This is a genomic window from Williamsia sp. SKLECPSW1 (assembly GCF_054332755.1).
Genome location: NZ_JBTGLI010000002.1, coordinates 20,079 through 38,893, shown reverse-complemented (window position 1 = coordinate 38,893; position 18,815 = coordinate 20,079). Strand labels below are relative to the sequence as shown.

Sequence of the window (18,815 nt, the reverse complement as noted above, 5' to 3'; positions counted from 1 at the left end):
ATCCTGCCGGTCACCGCGGCGCGGCGCTCCGCTCAGCGACCGAAACCGGCCTCCCGCAGGGCCTGGGCCATCGAACCCGACGGCGCGGGGGCGTCGCGGCGCGGACGGTCGCCGCCCCGCTGTCCCCCACGACGGCCGTCGCGCTGCCCGGACGGCCGCGCACCACCCGACGACGCGTTCGTCCGCGGCTTCTGGCCGCGAGTGCCCGACGTGCCCGCTCCCACCTCGTCGTCCAGGCGCAGCGTCAACGCGATCCGCTTGCGGTCGAGGTCGACCTCGAGCACCTTGACGCGCACGACCTGACCGGACCGCACCACCTCGTGCGGGTCGGAGACGAAGCGGTCCGACATCGCCGACACGTGCACCAGCCCGTCCTGGTGCACCCCGACGTCGACGAAGGCGCCGAACGCGGCGACGTTGGTGACGACACCCTCGAGGACCATCCCCGGGGTCAGGTCGGCGACCTTCTCGACGCCGGCGGCGAACGTCGCGGTCTCGAACGCCGGGCGCGGATCCCGCCCGGGCTTCTCCAGCTCGGCGAGGATGTCGGACACCGTCGGCACACCGAACCGCTCGTCGGCGAAGTCGGCGGGGCGCAGAGCCCGCAGCGCACTGCTGTTGCCGATGAGCTCGGCGAGCTCGACGCCGGTGCGGTCCAGGATCTTCCGGACGACCGGGTAGGACTCGGGGTGGACACCCGAGGCGTCGAGCGGGTCGACGCCGTCACGGATCCGGAGGAAGCCCGCACACTGCTCGAACGCCTTCGGCCCGAGCCGCGGCACCTGCAGCAGATCCGACCGGCTGGTGAACCGTCCCGCGCTGTCGCGGTGCCCGACGATCGCCTCGGCGAGCGCCGGCGTCACCCCCGACACACGCGCCAACAACGGGACCGATGCGGTGTTCAGGTCCACACCGACGGCGTTCACCGCATCTTCGACGACGGCATCGAGACTGCGCGACAACGTCACCGGGTTGACGTCGTGTTGGTACTGCCCGACGCCGATCGACTTCGGTTCGATCTTCACCAGCTCGGCGAGCGGATCCTGCAGCCGACGAGCGATCGACACCGCACCGCGCAGGGAGACGTCGAGCTCCGGCAGCTCCCTGCTCGCGTACTCCGACGCCGAGTAGACCGAGGCGCCCGCCTCACTCACGACGGCCTTGGCGGGTGCCGTCGCACCGGAGGCGCGGATGTCGGCGACGAGTTCGGCTGCCAGCGCATCGGTCTCGCGGGACGCCGTCCCGTTGCCGATGGCGATGAGGTCGACGCCGTGGCGCGCGACGAGTGCGCCGAGCGTCGCCTTCGCCGCGTCCCACTGCTTCTGCGGTTGATGTGGGTACACCGCGCAGGTGTCGAGCACCTTGCCGGTGCCGTCGACGACGGCGACCTTCACCCCGGTCCGGAAGCCGGGGTCGAGCCCGAGGGTCGGCCGGTTCCCGGCGGGCGCGGCCAGCAGGAGGTCCTTGAGGTTGGTGGCGAACACCCCGACGGCGTCCTCCTCGGCGCGACGCCGCAGCCGCAGCCGCGCATCGGTCTCGGCGCCGATGGTGAGCTTGATCTTCCACGCCCAGCGGACGGATCCGGCCAGCCACGCGGTGGCCGGGCCGGGATGCGACAGGTCGACACCGAGCGACCGCGCGACCATCGCCTGGTAGATCTCGTCCTCACCCCCGTCGAACGTGAGGGACAGCACCTCTTCCTTCTCACCGCGCAGCACGGCGAGCACACGGTGCGACGGCATCGACTCCAGCGGCTCGGAGAAGTCGAAGTAGTCCCGGAACTTCTGGCCGGCGGGGGTGCCCGCGACCTGATCGGTGCGGGGTGCGCTGCGCACCGCACCGTGGGCCCAGAAGTGTTCCCGGACAGCACCGACGAGATCGGCGTCCTCCGACGCCCGCTCCACGATGATGTGGCGCGCGCCCTCCAGGGCTGCAGCCGCGTCGGCGACATCGCCGGTGACGAACTCGGCGGCGGCGGACTCGGGGACCAGCGTGGGGTCACCGAGCAGCGTGTCCGCCAACGGTTCCAGGCCCGCCTCGCGGGCGATCTGCGCCTTGGTGCGCCGCTTCGGCTTGTAGGGGAGGTAGATGTCCTCGACGCGCGCCTTCGTGTCCGCGGCGATGAGCGCGACACGCAGATCGTCGGTCAGCCTGCCCTGCTCCTCGATGGAGGCGAGCACCGCAGTCCGACGCTCGTCCAACTCCCGCAGGTAGTGCAGCCGCTCGTCGAGCATGCGCAGCTGCGCGTCGTCGAGGCTGCCGGTGACCTCTTTCCGGTACCGCGCGATGAACGGCACCGTCGACCCCTCGTCGAGCAACCGGACGGCCGCGTCGACCTGGTTCTCGCGGACCGCCAGCTCCCGGGCGAGCCGGGTGGTGACGGATGGGACGGACACGGTCGTGGAGGTGGGGCTCGCAGTCACCCGCGGGACCCTACCGACGCCTGCCGTCAGCTCCCGTCAGGCGCGTCGTCGTCTCCCGGACGCGGGACGTGCGTCTCCCACCGGGCGCGGCGCTCGTCCTCGGACTGTTCCCACCACGGGGTGCCGCGCTCCCCCAGCGCGACCTTGGCCGCATGCACCCCGGACCGCGCGGCACGGGACCCGTCGGTGTCACGGACCGCCCGGCGCCAGGCCATCAGGATCGAGCGCAGCTCGGCACCCCGGTCCTCGGGGATGAGCGGGTCCGTGGCACGCCACTTCCGGCCGTGGACGACGATGTGATGCCCGTCGGGCGTGCGATCGGGCGGAGCAGCCATCGGTCGACCATGGCACGGACCAGTGGTAATTCGTCACAGAACACCCGTCTCGCGTTGACTCCGCCATCGCAGGACGGCACCCTCGCACAGTGGTCCGCACCGAGTACGTGTGGTGTGGATCACGAGTGACACCGACCGAACGGACCCCGACCCACGGAATCCACGATGACGACGACGCAGACAGAGACGACGACAGACGAGGCCATGACCACAGCTGACGAGCCACGGACGGCGATCCTCGCCGACGTCGACGAGACCGAGGGCGTGTTCAACCGCCTGCCGCAGGTCTCGCCGCTCTCCGAGGCACGGCGGATGGGCGTGACCGCGTTCCAGGTCGCCCGCGGCGGCGTCGAGTTCGCCGTCGGCCTGCGGCCCGGGTCCGCCCTGTCCCCGCGTGCGGCGCGTGAGGTCCGCGACGTCTTCGAGCGCCTGGGCCCGACGTACGTCAAGCTCGGGCAGCTCATCGCGTCGAGTCCCGGCGTCTTCACACCACTGCTGTCGCGCGAGTTCGAGTCTCTGCTCGACCGTGTCGCCCCCGCACCCGCCGAGGCGATCGAGAAGGTGCTGACCGAGGAGCTGGGGGCGCCGCCGTCGGAGGTGTTCGCCGAGTTCGACCGCACGCCGATCGCGTCGGCGTCGATCGCGCAGGTGCACACGGCCACCCTGCACACCGGTGAGAAGGTGGTGGTGAAGGTGCAACGGCCGGGGATCGCCCCCCGACTGGCCGCCGACGTGCAGATCCTGACCCACCTCGCCCGTGTCGCCGAGGTGTCGGAGTACGGCCGGATGCTCAGCGCGCGCGACGTCGTCGACGACTTCGCGGCCGGACTGAACGCGGAGATCGACTTCCGGAACGAGGCGGCGGCGATGGAGGACTTCGTCGCCGGACTCGCCGGGACCGCACTCGCCGACCGTGTCCGTGTGCCGCAGGTGCACCGCGAGTTCACGACCGCGGCAGTCCTGACGATGGAGTATGTCGACGCCGTCCGCATCGACGACGTGAAGGCCGTCCGCCAGGCCGGTCACGACGGCACCGAGCTCGTCCGCACCCTGCTGCTGTCGTTCCTGGAGTCGGCGTTCCACGGCGGCGTCTTCCACGGCGACCTGCATGCGGGCAACGTCCTCGTCGACCCGCGGGGACGGCTCGTGCTCATCGACTTCGGCATCGTCGGACGGTTCGACCCGCGCACCCGCCGCATCATGCGTCGGCTGGTGGGTGACCTGTTCCTGCGCAACGACTACGAGTCGGCAGGTCGAGCACTGTTCACCCTCGGCGCCGTGAAGAAGCCCGGCGGCACCCGCGACGGGGCCAAGGACATGCGACGCTTCGTCGCGCCGACCGCCGGCAAGGGCCTCGGCAGCATGTCGTACACCGACCTGGGCAAACAGCTCGCCGAGCTGGCCCGCGCCTATGATCTTCGTCTCCCCCGCGAGCTCGTCCTCGTCGGCAAGCAGCTGCTGTACGTCGAGAAGTACATGAAGCTCCTGGCCCCGAATTGGCGCGCTCTCACCGATCGTGAGCTCTTCACGTTCATGTCGGCCCTGCTGACCGAGGACGAGAAGACGCGCTGACCGTTTCGTCCGGATCTGGATGATGGTGGGAGGCGGCAACCCGGCCGCCTTCTGACCATGGGAGGTCGCCCGCGTGACCGCGCTGACGATCACGGCCACCGAGGGCCACGGGTTCACCGGGATCACCGGATTCGCCGCCGATGTGCTGGAGCGCTTCGGCAGTGTGGGGATCGGCTTCCTGGTCTTCCTGGAGACCGTCTTCCCGCCCATCCCCAGCGAGGTGATCCTGCCGTTCGCCGGCTACCTCAGTCACACCGGGACGTTGTCGTTGCCCGCGCTGATCCTGTGGAGCACCGTCGGCGCCTGGGTCGGAGCACTCGTCCTCTACGCACTCGGTCGGTGCGTCGGGCTGAACCGCACCGTCGACGTCGCGGTGTGGACGCGCGTCGTCAGTCGGCGTGACGCCGAACGCGGAGCGGACTGGTTCCGTCGGTTCGGGACGTGGTCGGTGTTCCTCGGCCGGATGATCCCGGGTGTGCGGTCGATCATCTCGCTACCCGCGGGTGCCGCCGCCATGAATCTCGTCGTGTTCAGCGTCCTGACGTTCCTGGGCTCGGTGCTGTGGAACGGACTCCTGCTCGGGGTCGGCGCGGCACTCGGCACCCAGCACGAACGCTTCCACGACTACCTCGGCTACTTCGACTACGTGGTCTACACCCTCATCGTCGCGGCGCTGGCAGTTCTCGTCATCCGCCGTCGTCGCCATCAGCGTGAGGATGCCCTGGACTCCGACGGCGACCGGCTACGAGCGGTGTCCTGAGTCGGTCCGCTGTTCCGAGAACACCGATGCCCCTCGCCGTGTCGGCGAGGGGCATCGGTGCCACGTGTGGTGGTGCCGGTCTTACGCGGCCGCGGTGGTCGCGGTCGACTCGGTCTTCGCGGCGGTCGAGCCCGTGGTGCCGGCCGAGCCCGTGGTGCCGGCCGAGCCCGTCGTGCCGGCCGAGCCCGTGGTGCCGGTCGACGTCGAGGAGGTGCCCGTCGACGACGTGCCGGTGGAGCTCGTCCCGGTCGAGGAGCCCGACGTCGACGTCGAACCCGAACCGGTCGGAGCCGCCTCGCTCGAGGTGGACGGCGAGGTCGACGGGGTCGACTCCGTCGTGGTCTCCGAGCTCGATCCACTGCTCTCCGACGACGAACCCGTCGCAGCGGAGGACGTCGCGGCACTCGACGTGGGCGCAGCCGACGTCGGGGCAGTCGACGTCGGGGCAGTCGATGTGCTCGGCGGCGTCGAGGTGCTCGGGGTGGTCGAGTCGGTCGTCGAGTCGGTCGACGTCGAATCAGCTGTGCTGGAGTCGGTTCCGGTGGTGTCGGCGCCGGTCGACGCAGAGGCCGATCCGGTCGCGACCTTCGCCGGCATGGTCACCGAGGTGGTGCCATCCGTCGAGGTGATCGCCGAGACCTGCTTCGCCAGGGCCACATTGGTCGCGGTCGCGGTCGACGACGGGCCGGCGGTGGCCACGAGTCCGGCGTTCGCCTTCTCCTTGGCCTGTGCGGCGGCCAGCGCCGCTTCGATCTCGGCCGCGTCCTGCGGTGCGGTCTGCGCCCACGAGTAGAAGTCGTGGCTGCCGAAGTTGTAGTGGAATCGCACCGGCAGGCCGGCCATGATCGCCTGCGCGTTCAGCATCGTGGTGGATGCCAGCGATGCCAGCTCGATCGCGACACCGGTGGCGAGCGTGAACGGCAGCGTGATGATGCCCGGGATTCCACCCGACGCGGCGAGCGCGAGGACCGTCTTGAGCGGCGGGATGCCGTTGCCGACCGAGATGATGATGGTCTGCCCGTTGGCCTTGGCCTCGGCGATGCGCTTGCTCACATCGTTTGCGCTCCAGGTGTTCCCGGGCTGGCCCGGGGTCCCCCACATCGCGGTTCCGCCGTTGGTGATGCCGGCGTACATGCTCTGGATGTACGGGATCGCCTGGTATCCGGCAGCGTTGTCGGTCTGGTAGAAGCCGGAGAACGAGCGGGCGACGGCGAACACGTCGGGGTGGTTGAGCGCCATGATGATCGCCGGACCGCCGGACATCGAGACGCCGACGATCGCGTTGTTCTGCTGCTGCACCGAGAAGTTCTCGTTGAGGTACTCGGGCAGTTCCTTGCTCATGAACGTGTCCCACTGAGGCGCAGGGACGCTCTGCCCGTTCTGGTTCGGGCTGGACTGCCAGTTGGTGGCCCACTCGCCGGCACCACCGGCAGGCAGAACCAGGTTGAGTCCGGTGCTGTACGCGTCGACCTCGCCCACGTCGGGGTTGGCCCAGGTGTTGGTCTGGTTGTTCGCACCGATGCCGTCGAGGAAGTACACGGCCTGTTCGGTGCCGCCCGCCTGCTGGTCCGACGGGCGGATCTGCACGTTGACCTGACGCCCGAGTGACTGGGAGTAGAAGCTGCAGGTCTGGATGTTGCGCTGCTCGTCGGCAGTACTGCCCCAGCTGCAGCCCTTCCGGAGCTGGGTCGGGTTGACGGCGAACGCGGGCCCGGCCACACCGAGTGCGACCGCCGCTGCGGTCACACCCGAGGTGATGAGAACCATCTGCGCGCGACGCTTGGTCGACGAGTTGATCGTTGACTTCGACGCAGTCGACATGGCGCAGTCGTTTTCGCGCTCATGGATATGTGCGGCCTTGGTATCGACGGCACGATGCCGCCCACGATTGTCCCCCACTGCAAAACCTTCCCCCAAAAGAAATCTGTCGCTGAAGTTGAAGCGACCCCCTGTGCGTAAACATACATTGAAGGACCGCTGTTTGTCGCTAGTGATCGAATATTCCGCGCGTTCACACGACACGGCGGGTTGAGATCCCGTTCTCGCAGGCCACTGCATCACCCGCCTGGACCCGGTAGACCGGAGTCATGCCCGAACTGCCCGAGGTCGAGAACGCCCGCCAGGTGGTCGAGAAAGCGCTGGATCGAACCATCAGCGACATCGACGATCACGACGAGTACGAGTGCCGGCCGCACCGCCCCGGCGAGATCAAGCACGCCCTCGTCGGCGGCCGGCTCGTCGACGCACATCGACGCGGCAAGGCGATGTGGTGCGAGACCGAGACGGCCGACGGATCCGAAGGTCCCACGCTCGGTATCCATCTCGGCATGGGTGGGCGGGTCATCGTCACTGCACCGGAGGGCGAGGAATCGTCGGACTACGGCGGCGGGAACGCCACGATCGGGGTCCGGGAGAAGGACAAGCCGGAATGGACGCGGTTCTCGATGACCTTCGACGACGGCGGGCAACTCCGACTGTTCGACAAGCGCCGGTTGGGGCGGGTGCGGCTCGAGCCCGACATCGACGCCCTCGGACCCGACGCGGGCGAGATCACCCGGGATGAGTTTCGCGACATGATCTCCGCGAGCAAGGCGCCACTGAAAGCACGCCTGCTCGACCAGAATGCGATCTCCGGCGTCGGCAATCTCCTCGCCGACGAGGTCCTCTGGCAGACAGCCCAGTCACCTTCCCGTCGCTCGAACACACTCACCATCGACGAGATCGACGAGCTGCGTCGAAATTTACGACGCTGCATCCGATCCGCCATCCGCAAGGGCGGCGTGCACACCGGTGAGATCATCCCTTTCCGCAATGCCGACTCGAACTGCCCGCGCTGTGGTTCGCCGATGAAACGCGGCACCGTCGGCGGCCGGACCACCTGGTTCTGCTCGAAGGAGCAAAGCGGATGACGCGCGCCGAGCGTAGGACCGCGCGACGGCCGACTCGCGCGGAGAGCCCGGCCGTCAGCGCGGGGGCGTGAGCCGATAGACCAGTCCGGCGACGTCGTCGGTGACGTAGAGGGATCCGTCCGGACCGGGCACCGCATCGACGCTTCTGCCCCACCGCGATCCGTCGGCGTTCTGGAACCCGGTGACGAGTGCGCGCAGTGGCCCGAGGGTGTTGGTGGCGTCGTTCCACGGTGTGTACGCGACGTACGGCTCGCGGGGTGGCTTGCGGTTCCACGATCCGTGGGCCGTCACGATCGCGCCGTCCGTGAGGCCGGCGGGAAGCGTTGTGCCGCGGGTGAACACGAACCCGACCGGCGCGCTGTGCGCCGGGAGACCCAGCATCGTCGTCCCGATACGCGAGCAGTCCAGCGTCGAACCGTCGGCGTTGAACTCCGGATCGTTCACGTAGCCGAGATTCAGCCCGTCGGGCTTGCCGCGCGAGTCCGGCACGCAGAGCGGCCAGCCCATGTCGGTTCCGGGCGTGATACGAGAGATCTGGTCGTTGGGGTGGTCGTTGATATACGACTGCACCTTCCCGCCGTACGGGTGGTCGTCGTGAAACGGATACGGCTGATTGTCGTCCTCGTTGATAGCCGTGAAGATCGAGCCGTCGGGTGCGATCGACAGCCCCTCGCCGTTGCGAACGCCGACCGCCAGTGTGCGGTTGCCAGTGCCGTCGAGGCCGATCTGCGCGATCGTGGCTCTGACCGGTGTGGCAGTCCTGTCTCCGACACTGCGGTTCGCCGCCGACCCGACGTTGTAGACGATCGTGTCGCCCTGGACCGCGACCATCTTGCTGTCGTGCCCGCCGGTGGGCAGGTTGTCGATGACGACCCGTCGGTCGGAGATCACCCCGTTCGCGTACGTCCACGTGGTGAGGCGCGAGTTCTCGCCGACGACGAGGATCTCGCGGCCGTTCTGTTGTGTCATGGCCACGCCCTGCGGATCCGACAGACCGCTCGCCAGTCGTGCGACACGCGGCCCCTGGCCCGAGTTGCCCGGCGTGATCACGTCGAGAGTCCCGCTTTTGCCGGTCGACACGATCAGCTTCCCGTCCGGCGTCCACACCGCCATCCGGGCGTTCGGCACATCCGCCCACACCTGCGCGGTCCAGCCCTGGGGAACGTCCAACGACCTCCCCGACGCGGCACCGGCATCAGTGCCGTCCGCGGTGGTCAGCTTCGTCGATGTCAGTTGGTCGGCACCGAGGCCGGCGGGCAGCGACGACGTGCCCGATGCCGGTGACGGTCCACCGGACGAGCACGCGACGAGACCGGCGCACAGGAGGACCAGGAGAGACGCGAATCCCGCGTACCGACGACGTGTCACTCCCTCGACGGTAGGTCGGATGCGGCAGGCGGGCCACATAGGCGAGCCACTAGTTGCTGCGGCAGGCGAGCAGGCGTCGCACGGGCGCGGGTGACACCGGGTAGACAAGCGGGTCCTGCGATCGCGGATGACGACGCTAGAACTCGGATCCTTGTCGAATGACCTCGGCCAGCGTGGTTACGCTTCGATCCATGCGGTCCAGTAGCCCAGGGAAGATCACGGTTCGGGTGGACCGCGGATCGGTTGCGATGGGTGATGACGTCGAGAGCCACGAGGAGTTCTGGGACTACGCGGGCAGCGCCACGGTCGACGACCTTCTGATCGACGTCGCCACGGGCTTCGTAGCGAGTGTCGCCGGCGATGTGGGTTGGGCGGTGTGCCTGACGAACGGCAGGAAGAAGTCCACCGAGACCCTTGGTCTCATCTACTGCACTCACGTGGGTGGCGCCACCACCGTGTGCAGACCCTCACGTGTCGCTGTGCCGTTGTCGACCCTCGCGTCACCGATCGGCATCGACGTGTACGTCGCGTACCTCCCTGGCGCTCGACCACATGCATTGTCAGACATGAGGCGATCTCGGTCGCGTGACAGTAGGCGACTCGGCCGACGCCTCACGCGCGACGGCGCTCCCGATGTACCGACGTGGAGACAAGTAAGCGATCTTCGTACTGCTGACCGCGCTGGAGCGCAGAGACGCCGAGAGTGGCTGCGCCGCCATCTTGTTCCGGGCGGCCCGCGCCTTCCTGGCGCGGAGGACTTCGTAGCGAACGCGATGCATCTCCTGTACGACAGCTTGTGCCCCGCGAGCCTCGCACTGACTGTGGACGTGTTCGGAATACCCCACCAGGGTCATGCGACCGAGCTCCCAGGATGGCAGGTCACCCAGTTCTTCGGCGATGCCCCGACCGCAGCCCTCGCGATGACGCTGTGCGCCTTCGAATGGCGGCTGACGAACCTCAGTTGGGAACACGGCCACAACGAACTCAGCGCCGCATACCTGCGGCAGCTCGCGTGGTGGGGTCATCCGCTGTCGGCTCCTGAGGAGGTCCTGGCGGGCGTTCGCGATATCCGCGATGTCGTCGAATGAGGTGTGTCGGGCTGACAGGATTTGAACCTGCGACCACTTGACCCCCAGTCATCGGACTGGCGTTCGGCTGCGCCCACTGACGCAGGTCAGAGGATGTTTCCTCCCTCGACGAACGTGCGCGTACGTCTGCGAAGGGACGTACGAAAGGACGTACGGTCCGCACATGTGTTCGGATCAAGGCCCCGAGTCTCTCAACGTCCTCACGTCACCACACTGAGCACGTACCTCGCGCAATGACGAAGGGCCACACCATGACTGCCTAGATCAGCGCCAGCGACCTCGCCGAACAGCTCAGCATCGACGCGAAGGCACTGCGCGTGTACGTCCGCGCGAACGCCGTCCCCAAAGACGACGAGACAGGTCGCTACCTGTTCACCGCAGCGCAGGTGAAGAAGCACCTCAAGGCGTACCCCGAGAGGGCGTCGCATCGCGCTGAGGCTCGCACCGACACTGCTCGTGCGCGTACTGCGCAGACGCCGCACCCTGACGACACCTGCATCCCTGTCGACCCCGAGCAGGCTGCACGTCAGGAACTGCTCGCCACACACGCGCCCGAGGACATCACCGACGAGATGGTCGAGGAGATGATGCGCCTGCAGTCCTGACGCAGCAGTCCCCCGACCCCAACAAACCCTTAGCGATCTTGCTGAGGGCCTGATCGGCGTCGTTACCGGAGAACGCATTGGAGATGCCCTAAAGTTCGTTCGTACTTACAGAAGGGGCCCGGGAGTGGACGTGAAGCAGTTCATCAGTGAGGCATGGGCCGCCGTGCGTGATGCAGGGGTCCCAGAGCCTCTTCAGGAGTTGGCGTTCACTGAGGCTTTGTCGCATTTGAAGTCTCAGGCGCTCGACCGTGAATCCAAGTCGCCCGAGGGCAAGGGCAAGCCAGCGCCCGCTGCGAAAGTCGGCGAGACGCCTCGTCCTCCCAAGGAGGATTCACCCCGGAAGCCGTTAGGCGACGACGAACGGTGGAGCAAGTTCGCGTCGGAATCCGGGATCCCAGAGGAGGATCTTCGAGATGTCTTCTACTTCGACGCCGAAGGACCTCGACTGAACGGGCCACGGTCAAAGTATGGGTTGACCGACCGCGAACAAGCACGAGCGATTGCACTCGCAATCACATCAGCAAGAAACTATGCCCTTGATGAAATCGAAACTCCGTCTGACACAGTGAAAGCCGAATGCACGAGGCTGAAACTAGACCTTGGGGGAAATTGGTCAACGGCCATGAACGCACTCACCACGATTAGTTATTCAGGCCCTGGACGCGCCAAAACTATGCACGTCAAGTCGACCACGCACGATGACCTGAAGAGATTCGTCGCGTCGGTACGTGGAGTGGAACCCACTGAATGAGCCTTAGCGAGTTTCTCGCTTCCCTAGCTCAGCACTCGCAACGAAAGCGGGTCCTTGCAGTTCTCTACTATTTGGAAGTAGTCAAGGGAAGAGATGCAGTCTCATCTACCGAGATCCGCGAAACGCTTGTTTCGGGTCGGGCGAAGGGCGCAAAAAGCTGGAATATCCCAGCCGTCCTGGGTCGCGCAGTTCCCAACGTGGAAACCACCGCTACGGACGCACAAGGTCGTCACCTGTGGCAACTGACCGCTAGCGGTCGATCTCATGTTGCCACCTACATCGATACGTCGCGATTGGCACAGGAGGGCGCGAAGCTTCAGCGGACTACAGAGTTCGACGCGATCCGTGAGGTCGTGGCCAAAATATCTAACGCTGACGCTCAGGAGTACGCGAGCGAAGCGTTGGACTGCTTGTCTGTAGACGCCGATAGAGCCGCGATAGTCTTCATGTGGGTTGCGGCAACGCATGAGCTGCAAGAAAGATGCTGGGCGAAGGCGAACCCTGCGACGATATCCACTGCCGCTCAGCGACACAATTCGAGAGCGAAGACCCTGAAAAAGCGCGACGACCTATCGGAGTACAACGAGGCACTTCTCTTGCAGGTTGCCCACGACATTGGAGTGCTGGATAAGAACGAAAAGTCCGAGCTGAACAAGGCGTTGGATCTTCGAAATTCCTGCGGTCACCCAAACAAATACCGCCCAGGGCGACACAAAACGTTGGCTCATATAGAGGACATAACGAAGGTGCTGTTCAGTTAGGTGCAGCTTGCACCAGCTCGTGTAGCCGATGCTCGCGCTCGAAGCGCAGCCGCGTGAAGGCCTCGCGCATGGCCGGTTCGCCTAGGTGTGGTGTTCAGGGAGGTTGGTCAGCCGGGTGATGGGTGGCTGGCCTGCGGTGGCTCTGTGGTGATTGTGGAAGTGCGGCCAGGGCTGTAGGGCGTCGTGCGGTTTCGGTGTCGTAGCGGCGGGCGCAGGCCCAGCCGTCGGTAAGGGTGCGGTGGAGTCGTTCGATCTTGCCGTTGGTCTGGGGTCGATAAGGGCGGGAGCGTTGGTGTACGACAGTGAGCTCGGCGCAGGTGTCGCGCCAGGCGTGTGACCGGTAGGCCGAGCCGTTGTCGGACAGGACTCGCTCGACGGTGAGCCCGCGTTCGACGAACCAGGCGACCGCTCGGCGTAGAACAGCGGTCGCGCTCGCCGCTGTCTCGCCGGGGCAGATCTCTGCACAGGCGACGCGGGAGTGATCGTCGATCACTGTGTGCACGAACGCATGCCTTAGCCGAGGTTGGTATTTGCCGTTGATGATCCCTGTTGGGTTGATCCCTGTTCGGTTACGGGTCGCGATGCGGTTGCGATCACCCTGCTGACGTCTCAGATAGCGCCATCCTCCACCATCGGGGATGTTGCCGAACTTGGTGACATCGACGTGGTTCAGCGACCCGGGGTGGGGATGCTCGTAGCGGCGGATCGGTTTACCGGTAACCCTGTCGACGTGGGAGAGTCGGTTGATCCGGCAGCGAGTGAGTACCGCGTGCACCGTGGAGGCCGGCAGCCCGGTCTGCGCGGCGATCTGCACCGGCACCCAGCGGTGCCGCCACCGCAACCGCACGATCTGTCGCACCACCGCCGACGAAGTTCTCGGCGGGCCTGTACGGGGCCGCGAACTGCGGTCGTTCATCCCGGCCGGGCCCTCGTCGCGGTAGTGGTCAGCCCATTTGGCCGCCGTACGCGGCGACACCATGAACATCTCCGCGGCCGTGACACGGGTCCAACCCTGGCCGATGATCAGCCGCGCCAGGCGTAGCCGGGCACGACGAGTCAGAGCAGCGCCTAGCGTGAGCGTGGACCACGAGGATCTCCGGTCTGATGAAGCAGTTCCTAGACAGCTCCACTTCACAACCAGGGGTCCTCGCCTGTCTCAACTACAGGCCGACATCACCACAACCCGACACAACGTCGCTGGACATCACAACTAGGCGTCGTCCTCGAGGTAGCCAGCCTCCGCCGAGCGACGAAAATACTCGCTGAACCGTAGTCCCGAATACGGAACTTGCGCACTCGGCTCTGCCGTTCCGGAAGCGGTAAAACCACGATCTTACGCACAGCCTATAGGTACGTTCCTTTAACCTTCGGCGCGATAAAGTTGCGCCGCTCAACCAAATCAAGGGTTACTCGATTGTCGGCTTGATTAAGCCATTTCCTAATTTTTGCTCGCTGAACCCCCACACCGAGACCCGCGAGGCTGACAATGCGTCGCTGCTGGGGATGATTCAAAGTGCTTTCGACTCCGTGGAAAACAGCGCGCGCCGCAGCAGCATCCCATGATGATAGCCGTTGCGCGCAAGCGCCTAGCAGCGCGACTGACGTGCGGCTATCGCCGATCTTGTCTACCGCGAATTCTCGGACCGATTTGCGTGGACGCGACGACGACGGAAACATCTGCAGGTAGTGGCCGACTGACCATTCAAAGGCCGCCCACTCGCCTGAAGCATAGTCGAGAAACCAGTCTTGCAGACTGCTTATTGTGTAGGCACTTGCAAACAACGGTGCCAGAATATCTGCAGCATGCGGCATCAGATGCGCGCTCAATAAGAGATCATCAATTCGGTATCGAGAGTTGGTGTTACGCATCCTTGTGACAGCAAATCGAAGACTTGTCCTGGAGGAAGCAGAGGGGTCCAGCAGTAGCCGGTCAATGAGTACCTCTAGAGGGCCGTGATCGCCATCTTCATCGATTGCCGAGTCAACAGCGCTGTGCTCCACTTGCAACGCCACTTCACTCAGAACGTCGCCCTCGAGGACGTCGGTTTTCGAAGAGTTCATGTACATTCCGAGTGAGGATACGGCTCTCTGCAGTTCCATCTGAGCCTGTCTGATTTGCGCAGGGTCGTGTCCGAAAAGCCAGATGTCGTCCATCCACCGCGTCCAACTTCGTCGCAGAGGAGCTGTCGATTTGTTCTTGCTAGGGAAAACCAGAAAGCCGGGTACTTCAAACGAAAACTGGTCGATAATATCGTCCAACTCTGACATGTACATGTTTGCTATTACCGCTGACGCTAAAGACCTTTGCGGCAAACCCGACCGCGAGGGGGTGTTATACATTTGACCAATAAAGTGATGTAGTCGGTCTCCGATTTTACCTTTAGGAATACGACCGTCGATAGCCCCCCGCAGGGGCTCGAGGGGTATACTTGCGAAACAAGAAACCAAATCCGTTCTGAGACCTACGTCGAAGAATGTGCTTGCGCTCTTGAGATGGTCCCGATAGAATTTCCATTGCATATCGTTGTGAGAATAAGCGCCACGCACCGTGGATCCAGGCACCATTCTCCATCCATAAGAACTTCGATGAAGATTCCCAATCAAATCAACGCTGAGCCGGTCGACTAGCGTCTGATAGAGCATGCGATCAATAATCGGCAAAACGACCGCTGGCCGCGTCATCCAGCCCTCTTTTGGTACATCGATCAAGGCTGGCGCATAAACTTCTTTCGAATCTAGGTGATCGAGAAGTATCTTCGGCGAATCCTTCAATAAGTGGTCGATCTCCGGCCAGCCCCAAGGGTCGCGGTACCAGTCACCCGGAAATTCCGAACGTACATTGGCCGCGGCCTGGTCGAAATCTAAAGCTCCGCGCCAATCGGTAGTAGCCATACAGACAGTCTCGCACCAATGCGAGACGGATCGGCTGACTAACCCACATAGAGCCCTAACGGCTGCATACCGCCGCAGGTCAAGCCGACAACTCACGGAGAATATGTCGGGCTGACAGGATTTGAACCTGCGACCACTTGACCCCCAGTCAAGTGCGCTACCAAACTGCGCCACAGCCCGTTGCCGCTCCGCGGAGCAGCGTCGATCAGCCTAGCGGACGGCGAGGTCCGCGAGCCAATCGCCTCGCACCCTCAGCGACGCTGCTGGCGCTTCTCCCGCACGCGCACGTTGATGCGCACCGGAGAGCCGTCGAAGCCGAACTGCTCGCGCAACCTCCGCTCCAGGAAGCGGCGATAACCGGCCTCCAGGAAACCGGTCGTGAACAGCACGAACGTCGGCGGACGCGTCGCGGCCTGGGTCGCGAACATGACCCGTGGCTGTCGACCACCGCGCACCGGCGGCGGCGTTGCGGCGATGACCTCCTTGAGCCAGTTGTTCAGCTGGCCGGTGGAGATGCGGCGATCCCACGAGTCCAGCGCGGTGTCGAGCTGCGGGACCAGCTTCTGCACCGATCGGCCCGTCGCCGCGGAGATGTTGACGCGCCGCGCCCACGGCACACGGGCCAGGTCGCGGTCGATCTCCTTCTCCAACGTGTAGCGGCGGTCCTCGTCGACGAGATCCCACTTGTTGAACGCGACGACGAGCGCGCGCCCGGCCTCGATCACCATGGTCAGCACCCGCTGATCCTGCTCGGTGATCGGCTGGGACGCGTCGATCAGCAGCACAGCCACCTCGGCGGCCTCGATCGCGCTGCGGGTGCGCAGCGACGCGTAGTACTCGTGCCCGCTGGCGGTGTTGACCTTCTTGCGCAGGCCGGCGGTGTCGACGAAGTTCCACACCTTGCCGCCCAGCTCGACGAGCTCGTCGACGGGGTCGACAGTGGTGCCGGCGACGTTGTCGACCACAGCCCGGTCGGATCCGGTGAGCTTGTTCAGCAGCGAACTCTTCCCGACGTTCGGCTTGCCGACCAGCGCCACACGACGCGGTCCGCCGGTCACCTCGGTCTCCCGCGGCGTATCGGGCAGCACCTCGAGGATGGCGTCCAGCAGGTCGCCCGCTCCCCGACCGTGCGCCGCCGACACCGTCCGCGGTTCGCCGAGTCCCAGCGACCACAGAGACGCCGCCTCGGCCTCGAGGCGCTCGCTGTCCGTCTTGTTGGCCGCCAACAGGACCGGCGCCTCGGATCGCCGCAGCACCCGCGCGACAGCCTCATCGGTGGCGGTGGCACCGACGGTCACGTCGACCACCAGCACCACGGCGTCGGCGGTCTTCATCGCGTGCTCGGCCTGACGGGCGATGGACTGACCCATCCCCTTCGCGTCCGGTTCCCAGCCGCCGGTGTCCTGCACCAGGAACCGTCGCCCGCTCCACGTCGCCGGGTACGAGACGCGGTCGCGCGTCACGCCCGGAACGTCCTCGACGACGGCCTCGCGGCGTCCGAGGATGCGGTTCACGAGGGTGGACTTGCCGACGTTCGGCCGACCGACGATGGCGACGGTCGGCATCGCCACCGCGCCGCCGTCGGGACCACCGTCGTCGCCGAATTCACCGACCTGCCAGTCGGATTCGTCCGACCACACACCGTCGACGACGCCGATGTCGAGATCCGACTCGCTCATGCCTGCACTCCGATCCGCTCGCGCACGAGCTCCGCCAGACGATCGATGACCTGCTCTATCCCCAGGTCGCTGGTGTCCACCTGGACCGCGTCGTCGGCGGCACGCAGCGGCGACACCGCGCGCGTCGAGTCGAGGTGGTCCCGGCGTTCGACGGCCGCCAGCACGGCAGCCAGATCGCTCTCGCGCCCCTGCGCGAGATTCTGGGCGTGCCGACGCTCGGCGCGCGCCTGCGCGGTCGCGGTGAGGAAGATCTTGCAGCCGGCCAGAGGGAACACGACGGTGCCGATGTCTCGACCCTCCACCACGGCGAACTCGCCGTCTGCCAGGTGTCGCTGCTTGTCGACCATCAGGGTCCGCACGTCGGCGACGGCAGACACCGCGGACACGGCCTCGTTCACGGCGTCGGTGCGGATCTCGGCGGACACGTCCTCGCCGCCGAGGAAGACGGTGTGCGACGACGGGTCATCGCTCAGCGACAGGTCCACGCCCTCGACCGCCGCGGCGATCGCGGCCGGGTCGTCGAGGTCGACGCCGGCGCGCAACGCGACGAGCGTCGCGACGCGGTACATGGCACCGGTGTCGAGGTAACGGGCCCCGACACGGTCGGCGAGGCGCCGCGACACGCTGGACTTGCCGGTCCCGGCCGGGCCGTCGATGGCGACGATCCGGTCCTGATCGGTCTCGCTCACATCCCCACCGCCTTGTACAACGCGCCGATCTCGTCGCGTCCGAGCACCCGCAGACTGCCGGGGCGCTGGTTGCCGAGATGAACGGCACCGATCGAGATCCGCGACAGCTCGATGACGGGGTGGCCGACGTGCTCCATGAGCCGGCGGACGATCCGCTTGCGTCCCTCGTGCAGGACGATCCGGACCAGCGACACCCCGTCCCCGATCTCCAGCACGGTGAAGTTGTCGACCGCGACAGGCCCGTCCTCGAGCTCGACGCCGGCCTTCAACGTGCGCCCCATCCCGCGGGGCGGCAGCCCCTTCACGGTCGCGAGGTAGGTCTTGGGGACCTCGAACGACGGGTGCATCAGACGGTGCGCCAGTTCGCCGTCGTTGGTGAGCAGCAGCAGACCGTCGGTGTCGGCGTCGAGACGCCCGACGTGGAACAGACGCTGTCCGGCCATCACACGCTCGGCGACCACGTCACCGACGCACGGCCGTCCCTGGTCGTCGGACATGGTCGACTGCCAGCCTTTCGGCTTGTTCAGCGCGAGGTACTGAAGGGTCTCGTCCATGACGACGCGGGCACCGTCGACGCGCACGACCGCGGTCGACGGGTCGATGCGCATACCCTGTTCGGTCACGATCTCGCCGTCGACGTCGACGCGGCCCGCCGCGATGAGTTCCTCGGCGCCACGTCGGGAGGCGACACCCGCCTGGGCGAGCACCTTCTGCAGCCGCACGCCGTCGGCGACGTACTGTGCGCCGTCCCCCTCGGGGGTGACGTTCTGCCGGGCGGCCGGCTTCGCGTTGTTGATGCGCACCGCGCCGCGATCGGCGCGAGGCTTGGACGGTCGGCGTCCACCCGAGGTGGGTGCGCCGCCCTTGCGGTGGGGTTTCTTCGACCGTTGCGCGGGGGTGGCGTCGCGGTGCGACGAGCCCTTCGAGCGGTCCGGTCTGCCATCTCGGCTAGCGGGGGTCATCTCTTCATCCAGTTCTGGGCG

Annotated in this window: 15 protein-coding genes, 1 tRNA gene and 1 pseudogene; 7 read left to right on the top strand and 10 right to left on the bottom strand. The window is 66.1% G+C overall.

Annotation, left to right across the window (positions count from 1 at the left end; translation table 11 throughout):
- Window positions 1-32 precede the first annotated feature (32 nt).
- Both ACXVUM_RS16060 and ACXVUM_RS16055 read right to left on the bottom strand, forming a co-directional pair.
- Window positions 33-2,423, bottom strand: a complete 2,391-nt coding sequence (locus ACXVUM_RS16060; RefSeq protein WP_458522933.1) for a Tex family protein — start codon at window positions 2,421-2,423, stop codon at window positions 33-35.
- Window positions 2,424-2,449: 26 nt separating this feature from the next.
- Window positions 2,450-2,758, bottom strand: coding sequence for a hypothetical protein (locus ACXVUM_RS16055; protein ID WP_458522932.1), 309 nt, complete (start codon window positions 2,756-2,758; stop codon window positions 2,450-2,452).
- 204 nt (window positions 2,759-2,962) lie between these two features.
- Between ACXVUM_RS16055 and ACXVUM_RS16050 the strand changes: the two genes are divergently transcribed.
- Together ACXVUM_RS16050 and ACXVUM_RS16045 are read left to right on the top strand one after the other, a co-directional pair.
- Window positions 2,963-4,330 (top strand): ABC1 kinase family protein, encoded by a 1,368-nt coding sequence (locus tag ACXVUM_RS16050; RefSeq protein WP_458522931.1) that lies wholly within the window; start codon window positions 2,963-2,965, stop codon window positions 4,328-4,330.
- Between the two features lie 73 nt (window positions 4,331-4,403).
- Window positions 4,404-5,090 carry a DedA family protein gene (locus ACXVUM_RS16045; RefSeq protein ID WP_458522930.1) on the top strand — a complete coding sequence of 229 codons (687 nt, stop codon included), beginning with the start codon at window positions 4,404-4,406 and terminating at the stop codon, window positions 5,088-5,090.
- Between the two features lie 81 nt (window positions 5,091-5,171).
- Here the strand turns inward: ACXVUM_RS16045 and ACXVUM_RS16040 are convergent, their stop codons facing one another.
- The gene (locus ACXVUM_RS16040; RefSeq protein WP_458522929.1) at window positions 5,172-6,911 is read right to left on the bottom strand and encodes an alpha/beta hydrolase; all 1,740 of its coding nucleotides are present in this window, start codon (window positions 6,909-6,911) and stop codon (window positions 5,172-5,174) included.
- 266 nt (window positions 6,912-7,177) lie between these two features.
- Between ACXVUM_RS16040 and ACXVUM_RS16035 the strand changes: the two genes are divergently transcribed.
- Complete coding sequence (locus ACXVUM_RS16035; protein WP_458522928.1) at window positions 7,178-7,999, top strand: Fpg/Nei family DNA glycosylase; 822 nt, start codon at window positions 7,178-7,180, stop codon at window positions 7,997-7,999.
- 54 nt (window positions 8,000-8,053) lie between these two features.
- Here the strand turns inward: ACXVUM_RS16035 and ACXVUM_RS16030 are convergent, their stop codons facing one another.
- Complete coding sequence (locus ACXVUM_RS16030) at window positions 8,054-9,367, bottom strand: PQQ-dependent sugar dehydrogenase (RefSeq protein WP_458522927.1); 1,314 nt, start codon at window positions 9,365-9,367, stop codon at window positions 8,054-8,056.
- 191 nt (window positions 9,368-9,558) lie between these two features.
- On the opposite strand from ACXVUM_RS16030, the gene ACXVUM_RS16025 reads away from it, so the two are divergent.
- The 4 genes from ACXVUM_RS16025 (at window position 9,559) to ACXVUM_RS16010 (ending at window position 12,572) form a co-directional block, all read left to right on the top strand.
- Window positions 9,559-10,455, top strand: a complete 897-nt coding sequence (locus ACXVUM_RS16025; RefSeq protein ID WP_458522926.1) for a hypothetical protein — start codon at window positions 9,559-9,561, stop codon at window positions 10,453-10,455.
- A gap of 317 nt (window positions 10,456-10,772) precedes the next feature.
- Window positions 10,773-11,060, top strand: a complete 288-nt coding sequence (locus ACXVUM_RS16020) for a hypothetical protein (RefSeq protein ID WP_458522925.1) — start codon at window positions 10,773-10,775, stop codon at window positions 11,058-11,060.
- Between the two features lie 130 nt (window positions 11,061-11,190).
- On the top strand, window positions 11,191-11,811 hold the full coding sequence (locus ACXVUM_RS16015; protein ID WP_458522924.1) for a hypothetical protein: 621 nt from the start codon (window positions 11,191-11,193) through the stop codon (window positions 11,809-11,811).
- Window positions 11,808-12,572 (top strand): hypothetical protein, encoded by a 765-nt coding sequence (locus ACXVUM_RS16010; protein WP_458522923.1) that lies wholly within the window; start codon window positions 11,808-11,810, stop codon window positions 12,570-12,572. The genes ACXVUM_RS16015 and ACXVUM_RS16010 overlap by 4 nt, the downstream gene beginning before the upstream one ends.
- 81 nt (window positions 12,573-12,653) lie before the next feature.
- On the opposite strand, the pseudogene ACXVUM_RS16005 reads toward ACXVUM_RS16010, so the two are convergent.
- The 6 genes and pseudogenes from ACXVUM_RS16005 to ACXVUM_RS15980 form a co-directional block, all read right to left on the bottom strand.
- Window positions 12,654-13,632, bottom strand: a pseudogene (locus ACXVUM_RS16005) (IS481 family transposase).
- Window positions 13,633-13,916: 284 nt separating this feature from the next.
- Window positions 13,917-15,464: an RNA-directed DNA polymerase gene (locus tag ACXVUM_RS16000; protein WP_458522922.1), complete on the bottom strand. Its 1,548-nt coding sequence runs from the start codon at window positions 15,462-15,464 to the stop codon at window positions 13,917-13,919.
- A 106-nt stretch (window positions 15,465-15,570) separates the two neighbouring features.
- Window positions 15,571-15,644, bottom strand: a tRNA-Pro gene (locus ACXVUM_RS15995).
- 71 nt (window positions 15,645-15,715) lie between these two features.
- On the bottom strand, window positions 15,716-17,143 hold the full coding sequence (gene der / locus ACXVUM_RS15990; RefSeq protein ID WP_458522921.1) for a ribosome biogenesis GTPase Der: 1,428 nt from the start codon (window positions 17,141-17,143) through the stop codon (window positions 15,716-15,718).
- Window positions 17,140-17,832: a (d)CMP kinase gene (gene cmk / locus ACXVUM_RS15985; protein ID WP_458522920.1), complete on the bottom strand. Its 693-nt coding sequence runs from the start codon at window positions 17,830-17,832 to the stop codon at window positions 17,140-17,142. The genes der and cmk overlap by 4 nt, the downstream gene beginning before the upstream one ends.
- The gene (locus ACXVUM_RS15980) at window positions 17,829-18,794 is read right to left on the bottom strand and encodes a pseudouridine synthase (RefSeq protein ID WP_458522919.1); all 966 of its coding nucleotides are present in this window, start codon (window positions 18,792-18,794) and stop codon (window positions 17,829-17,831) included. Before ACXVUM_RS15980 ends, cmk begins: the two co-directional genes overlap by 4 nt.
- Window positions 18,795-18,815: the final 21 nt, after the last annotated feature.